At 51.4% G+C, this 6,225-nt stretch carries 6 protein-coding genes; 1 reads left to right on the plus strand and 5 read right to left on the minus strand.

From position 1 onward, the window contains the following. Positions 1 to 28: 28 nt before the first annotated feature. Together ychF and pth are read right to left on the minus strand one after the other, a co-directional pair. Positions 29 to 1,120, minus strand: a complete 1,092-nt coding sequence (gene ychF / locus GBAG_RS08150) for a redox-regulated ATPase YchF (protein ID WP_034494901.1) — start codon at positions 1,118 to 1,120, stop codon at positions 29 to 31. 137 nt (positions 1,121 to 1,257) lie between these two features. Further along, positions 1,258 to 1,842: an aminoacyl-tRNA hydrolase gene (gene pth, locus GBAG_RS08155; RefSeq protein ID WP_034494909.1), complete on the minus strand. Its 585-nt coding sequence runs from the start codon at positions 1,840 to 1,842 to the stop codon at positions 1,258 to 1,260. 275 nt (positions 1,843 to 2,117) lie between these two features. On the opposite strand from pth, the gene ychH reads away from it, so the two are divergent. Next, positions 2,118 to 2,396, plus strand: a complete 279-nt coding sequence (ychH, locus tag GBAG_RS08160; RefSeq protein WP_034494910.1) for a stress-induced protein YchH — start codon at positions 2,118 to 2,120, stop codon at positions 2,394 to 2,396. Positions 2,397 to 2,450: 54 nt separating this feature from the next. On the opposite strand, the gene dauA is transcribed toward ychH, so the two are convergent. The 3 genes from dauA to ispE form a co-directional block, all read right to left on the minus strand. Then, a complete protein-coding gene (gene dauA / locus GBAG_RS08165) occupies positions 2,451 to 4,124 on the minus strand; it encodes a C4-dicarboxylic acid transporter DauA (RefSeq protein WP_034494940.1) in 1,674 nt (557 codons plus the stop codon). 99 nt (positions 4,125 to 4,223) lie between these two features. Continuing rightward, entirely contained in the window at positions 4,224 to 5,171 is a 948-nt protein-coding gene (gene prs, locus GBAG_RS08170) for a ribose-phosphate diphosphokinase (protein ID WP_034494941.1), read from the minus strand. A 122-nt stretch (positions 5,172 to 5,293) separates the two neighbouring features. Continuing rightward, on the minus strand, positions 5,294 to 6,163 hold the full coding sequence (ispE, locus tag GBAG_RS08175; protein ID WP_034494911.1) for a 4-(cytidine 5'-diphospho)-2-C-methyl-D-erythritol kinase: 870 nt from the start codon (positions 6,161 to 6,163) through the stop codon (positions 5,294 to 5,296). Between the last annotated feature and the right edge of the window lie 62 nt (positions 6,164 to 6,225).

Below are 6,225 nucleotides of genomic sequence, written 5' to 3' on the forward strand. Positions count from 1 at the left end.
CCCCTGCGAAACAAAGGTTTTCGTTTATTTAGACGTTAAACAGGAAGTTCATTACATCACCATCTTTAACGATGTAGTCTTTACCTTCTGCACGCATCTTACCGGCTTCTTTCGCGCCTTGCTCACCCTTGTAGGTGATGAAATCTTCATACGCGATAGTCTGAGCGCGGATAAAGCCTTTTTCGAAGTCGGTGTGGATTTTACCCGCTGCTTGCGGAGCCGTCGCGCCAACAGGGATAGTCCATGCACGCACTTCTTTCACACCAGCGGTGAAGTAAGTTTGCAGATTCAACAGCTCATAACCTGCGCGGATAACGCGGTTCAGACCAGGTTCTTCCAGGCCCATTTCTGCCATGAACTCGTCACGGTCAGCATCGTCAAGTTCAGCAATATCTGACTCAACGGCGGCACAGACAGCAACAACCACAGAACCTTCGGCAGCGGCGATTTCGCGCACTTTGTCGAGATATGGGTTGTTTTCGTAACCGTCTTCATTGACGTTCGCGATATACATCGTTGGTTTCAGCGTCAGGAAGCTCAGGTATTTGATAGCCGCTTTGTCTTCGTCGGTCAGAGGAAGTGCACGCAACATACCGGCGTTCTCAAGCTGTGGCAGACATTTTTCCAGCGCAGCCAGTTCAGCTTTTGCGTCTTTATCGCCGCCTTTAGCTTTCTTCTGCACACGGTGAATCGCACGCTCACAGGTATCGAGGTCAGAAAGCGCCAGCTCGGTATTAATGACTTCGATGTCATCGGCTGGATCAACTTTATTGTTCACGTGAATGATGTTGTCGTTTTCAAAACAACGCACAACGTGGCCGATAGCTTCGGTTTCACGGATGTTGGTCAGGAACTGGTTACCCAGGCCTTCACCTTTGGATGCGCCTTTCACCAGACCGGCGATATCAACGAATTCCATGGTGGTAGGCAAAATGCGCTGTGGTTTAACGATTTCGGCTAGTTTATCCAGACGTGGGTCCGGCATTGGCACCACACCAGTGTTCGGCTCAATGGTACAGAACGGGAAGTTTGCTGCTTCGATTCCCGCTTTGGTGAGCGCGTTGAACAGGGTTGATTTACCAACGTTCGGCAAGCCGACGATACCGCATTTGAATCCCATGGTTTAATTCACCTTAATTACTTGATATTCAATGAGTTGATGTTGTCTCATTGATAAAATGATCATAACTTTCCCCATTATACACGCAAACGGCATATAACGGGCGCAGAAATCCTTGCTGACTGCCGCGTAGACCTTTATTGCGCCTTAAAGGTGTGCAGGCGATTAGTGGCTTTAGTCAAACCTTCTTTCAGCCAAACCTCGGTGCAACGCGCCGCTTCGTCTACTGCATCATCAATCAGCTTCTGTTCGCTAAGGGGCGGTTTGCCCAGCACAAAGCCAACAACTTTGTTTTTATCGCCCGGATGGCCGATTCCGACACGTAAGCGGTGAAAGTTGGGGTTATTGCCCAATTTGCTGATGATGTCTTTCAGGCCATTATGCCCGCCGTGGCCGCCACCGAGTTTGAATTTTGCCACACCAGGCGGCAAGTCCAGTTCATCATGCGCGACGAGGATTTCCTCAGGCGCAATGCGGAAAAATGTCGCCATCGCTCCGACCGCTTTACCGCTGAGGTTCATAAACGTGGTTGGCACCAGCAGGCGAACATCTTCTCCGGCAAGGTTTATGCGCGCGGTGTAACCGAAGAATTTGCTTTCTTCTTTCAGCGACTGATTATGGCGCACAGCAAGCAGATCCACATACCAGGCACCTGCGTTGTGACGCGTTGCCGCATATTCCGCACCTGGGTTTGCCAGGCCAACAATTAATTTGATACTCACGTTTAATATCCTGAAAACAGACCAGAGCCGCGTAGTTTACTGCGCTCCCGTCGCGATGACAAAGAAGCAATGCATTACCCATTCAACAGTTGAATAATTCAGTGCGTGAACCATTAGAATTTCATGCTATTCAGCGTGTTATTTGTAAATATTTGTAGGCCTTTCATTCGTAATTGTGATCGCCCACGCACATAATCCGAAGCGGTGTTGTCTATACTTTACACACAAGGAATGGGGATTTCCCCCGCCGACCCAGGAACACCCGGAGGTGACACATGAAACGCAAAAACGCTTCATTACTCGGTAATATTTTCATGGGCTTGGGGCTTGTCGTCATGGTGGGTGGTGTTGGTTATTCTATTTTAAACCAGCTCCCTCAATTCAATTTCCCGCAATATTTCGCCCACGGTGCCGTTTTGAGCATTTTCGTTGGTGCGGTACTTTGGCTAGCCGGTGCGCGCGTAGGCGGTCACGAACAAGTCGGTGATCGTTATTGGTGGGTACGACACTTTGATAAACGTTGTCGTCGAAATGATAGCCACAAGCACAGCTAGTCAATTCACGACAAGAAAACGGTTCTCTTCAGAACCGTTTTTTTTGGCAAAAATTTATCCGGCCAGCGCGGCCTGAACGTCAGGATAAAAAGCAAGGCGACCAGGAATGGGCTGCACACGTGCTCGCGCCAGGGTTTTCAGCGGCTGAAATTCCAGATTTGTGACCCGTAATTCGCAACCTTCCGGTAGTTTTTCTACAAAACGTTGAAATGCTTCCAGCCCCCCCGCGTCCAGCACCGGTACAGCATCCCATTGCAGAATAATCAGATGGTTTTGTTCAATGCGTTGGGTGAGGTCGTTAAACAAGCCTTCAGCGGCGGCAAAAAACAACGGCCCGGTAACCCGTAATGCGAGAACACCTTCTGGCGTGGTGATATTCACCGGGGCCAGACGCGTCATTCGTGCGATACGTCGCATAAACAGCAGCGACGCCAGCACGATACCCACACTTATGGCGATAACCATATCGAACAGCACCGTCAACGACATGCAGATGAGCATCACGATAATGTCGTCTTTTGGCGCGTGGCGCAGCAGGCTCACCACTTTGTGCGCCTCACTCATATTCCACGCCACCATCAGCAGCAGGGCAGCCATTGCCGAAAGCGGCAGCCATGAAAGCAGCGGCGCCAGCACCAGCAAGGCCATAATCACCAATAATGCGTGAATCACGGCGGCGATCGGTGAGGTCGCTCCGGCACGCACGTTAGCGGCAGAACGCGCAATGGCGGCGGTGGCGGTAATCCCGCCAAAGAATGGCGCAATAATATTGCCCAGTCCCTGGCCGATAAGTTCGCTATTCGCATTATGTTTGGTGCCGGTCATGCCATCTAACACCACCGCGCACAGCAGCGATTCGATTGCGCCAAGCATTGCCATCGAAAATGCTGCCGGAAGCAGGGCGCTGAGCGAATCCCAACTGAGCGTGAAATTAGATGCAGGGATGTTCCACGGCAGCATTAATTGCGGCAATAGCTGCGGGATGCCGTTGCCCTGCGTGCCATCTGCCAGCACATAGTGGAAACGTGAGCCGATAGTTGCCACGTCAAATCCCATGGCATGAACCGCAGCCATCACCCCGCAGCCCGCTAACAGCGCCGGTAAATGCCCCGGCAAACGAATGCCCAGGCGCGGCCAGAGGATCAGCACGGCCAGGGTGACAACACCAATTGCGGCGTCACCCATATTGATGGTCGGCATTGCCATCGCCAGTGCCGCGACTTTATTCAGATAATGTTCGGGGACATGGGCGAGCGTCAGGCCAAAGAAATCTTTCACCTGCATGGTAGCGATAGTAATCCCAATCCCGGAGGTAAAACCGAGCGTCACGGAAACGGGAATGTATTCAATCAGGCGGCCAAATCGCGCCAGACCAAACAAAATAAGAAACACGCCTGACATCAGCGTCGCAATCAATAATCCCGCCAGGCCAAACTGCTGAGCGACCGGGTAGAGAATAACGACAAATGCGGCGGTAGGTCCGGAAACGCTAAAGCGTGAACCTCCGCTTAAAGCGATAACAATCCCGGCAATCGCGGAAGTATAAAGGCCGTACTGAGGGGCTACACCGCTGCCAATCGCCAGGGCCATCGCCAGTGGAATGGCAATAATCCCCACGGTGATACCGGCAATAACATCGCGGCTAAAACGGGAAACGGTGTATTTCTCACGCCAACAAGCGTCTACCAGAGCGCGGAAAGGTAATACAGAAGAAGATACGTTTTTCACTTTGATTCCATCCGTGAGCGCATCAACTGTCATTTATGGCAGTTAGGAAGCCTGTAAAAGAAAAAACCCGCCGTGGCGGGTTTTTTTAAGCGTGCTCGATTAGTGCTCGAACATCGCAGAGATTGATTCTTCGTTACTGATACGGCGAATTGCTTCAGCCAGCATTCCTGACAGAGTCAGGGTGCGGACGTTTGGCAGTGCTTTGATTTCTTCAGACAGTGGGATGGTGTCACATACGATAACTTCGTCGATCACGGAGTTACGCAGGTTGTGAACCGCATTGCCGGAGAAAATCGGGTGAGTTGCGTAAGCAAACACACGTTTAGCACCACGTTCTTTGAGCGCTTCAGCTGCTTTACACAGAGTGCCGCCGGTGTCGATCATATCGTCAACCAGTACACAGTCACGGCCAGAAACATCACCGATGATATGCATAACCTGGGAAACGTTAGCGCGAGGACGACGTTTGTCGATGATAGCCATGTCGGTATCGTTGAGCAGTTTCGCAATAGCACGAGCACGCACAACACCACCGATATCCGGAGAAACCACGATTGGATTTTCCAGGCCGATTTGCAGCATATCTTCAAGCAGGATTGGGCTGCCGAAGACGTTATCTACAGGAACATCGAAGAAGCCCTGAATCTGTTCTGCGTGCAAGTCCACGGTAAGAACACGGTCAACCCCAACACTTGAGAGGAAGTCAGCAACCACTTTCGCGGTGATTGGCACACGGGCGGAACGTACACGACGATCCTGACGAGCATAACCAAAGTAAGGGATAACAGCGGTAATACGACCTGCAGAAGCACGGCGCAGGGCGTCGACCATAACAACCAATTCCATCAGGTTGTCATTGGTTGGTGCACAGGTGGACTGGATGATGAAAATATCACCACCGCGTACATTTTCGTTGATTTGTACGCTTACTTCGCCGTCGCTAAAACGACCGACGGCGGCGTCACCAAGGGAGGTGTACAGGCGGTTGGCAATACGTTGTGCTAGTTCCGGGGTGGCGTTACCAGCAAAAAGCTTCATATCAGGCACGAGAAAAACCTCAGGCATGCGTCCAGTGGCGGATGGTACTACCGCAGCTTATGCGGGCGGGGTAGCGCCATCCAGGCGGTGTATAAAGAGCTTGATGCAACGTCTGAAACAAGGTGACGTTGTCACCAATACTCAGCTTGCCCGGATATGGCCTGATGCAGCGGGGAGACATTAACGCCTCGCGCAACAAACCCATGCAGCCATTCCGGGGCTTGCTTAAGCACCTGGCGGGCAGCGTTCTCGGTGTCAAATTCTGCAAACACACAAGCGCCGGTGCCGGTCAGGCGCGACGGCGCGTATTCTAACAGCCAGGAAAGCAGCTCATCAACCTTACGAAAACGTTTTCTTGCGATAACCTCACAATCATTACCAAATTCACAGTTTAATAACGTGTCAATTGATCTAATCGGGGTATTTCGTGGTAGCTCTGGATCCTGGAAAATAACCGGGGTGGGGATACTGACACCAGGATGCGCCACCAGGTACCATTTCTCCGGCACAGAAACCGGCGTGAGCTTCTCGCCAACACCTTCCGCAAACGCAGCAAAACCGCGCACGAATACCGGAACATCAGCACCCAGCGTAACGCCAATGGCCGCAAGCTGATCTTCAGTCAGGCCGGTGTTCCAGATATGGTTGAGGGCCACTAACACGGTCGCCGCGTTGGAGGAGCCACCGCCTAAACCACCGCCCATCGGTAACTTTTTCTCAACGCTGATTTCAGCCCCTGCACCCTGAGGTAACGAACCCATCATCAGAGCGGTGTCTTGCAATAAACGTGCGGCACGAACAATTAAATTTTCTTCATCTGGCACACCTGCAATGGATGTCGCGAGATGAATTTGACCATCATTTCTCGGCTCAATGGTCAGTGTGTCGCCATAATCGAGGAACTGAAATAAAGTTTGTAAATTATGGTAGCCGTCTTCACGACGCCCAGTGATATACAAAAAAAGATTCAGTTTTGCCGGTGATGGCCAACGTTTTCTCATTATTTAACCGTCCAGCTGTCCATTTTGAGTTTGATTCGCTGCGAACCTTCACGCAATTCCAT

Source organism: Buttiauxella agrestis ATCC 33320, assembly GCF_000735355.1.
GTDB classification, from domain to species: domain Bacteria; phylum Pseudomonadota; class Gammaproteobacteria; order Enterobacterales; family Enterobacteriaceae; genus Buttiauxella; species Buttiauxella agrestis.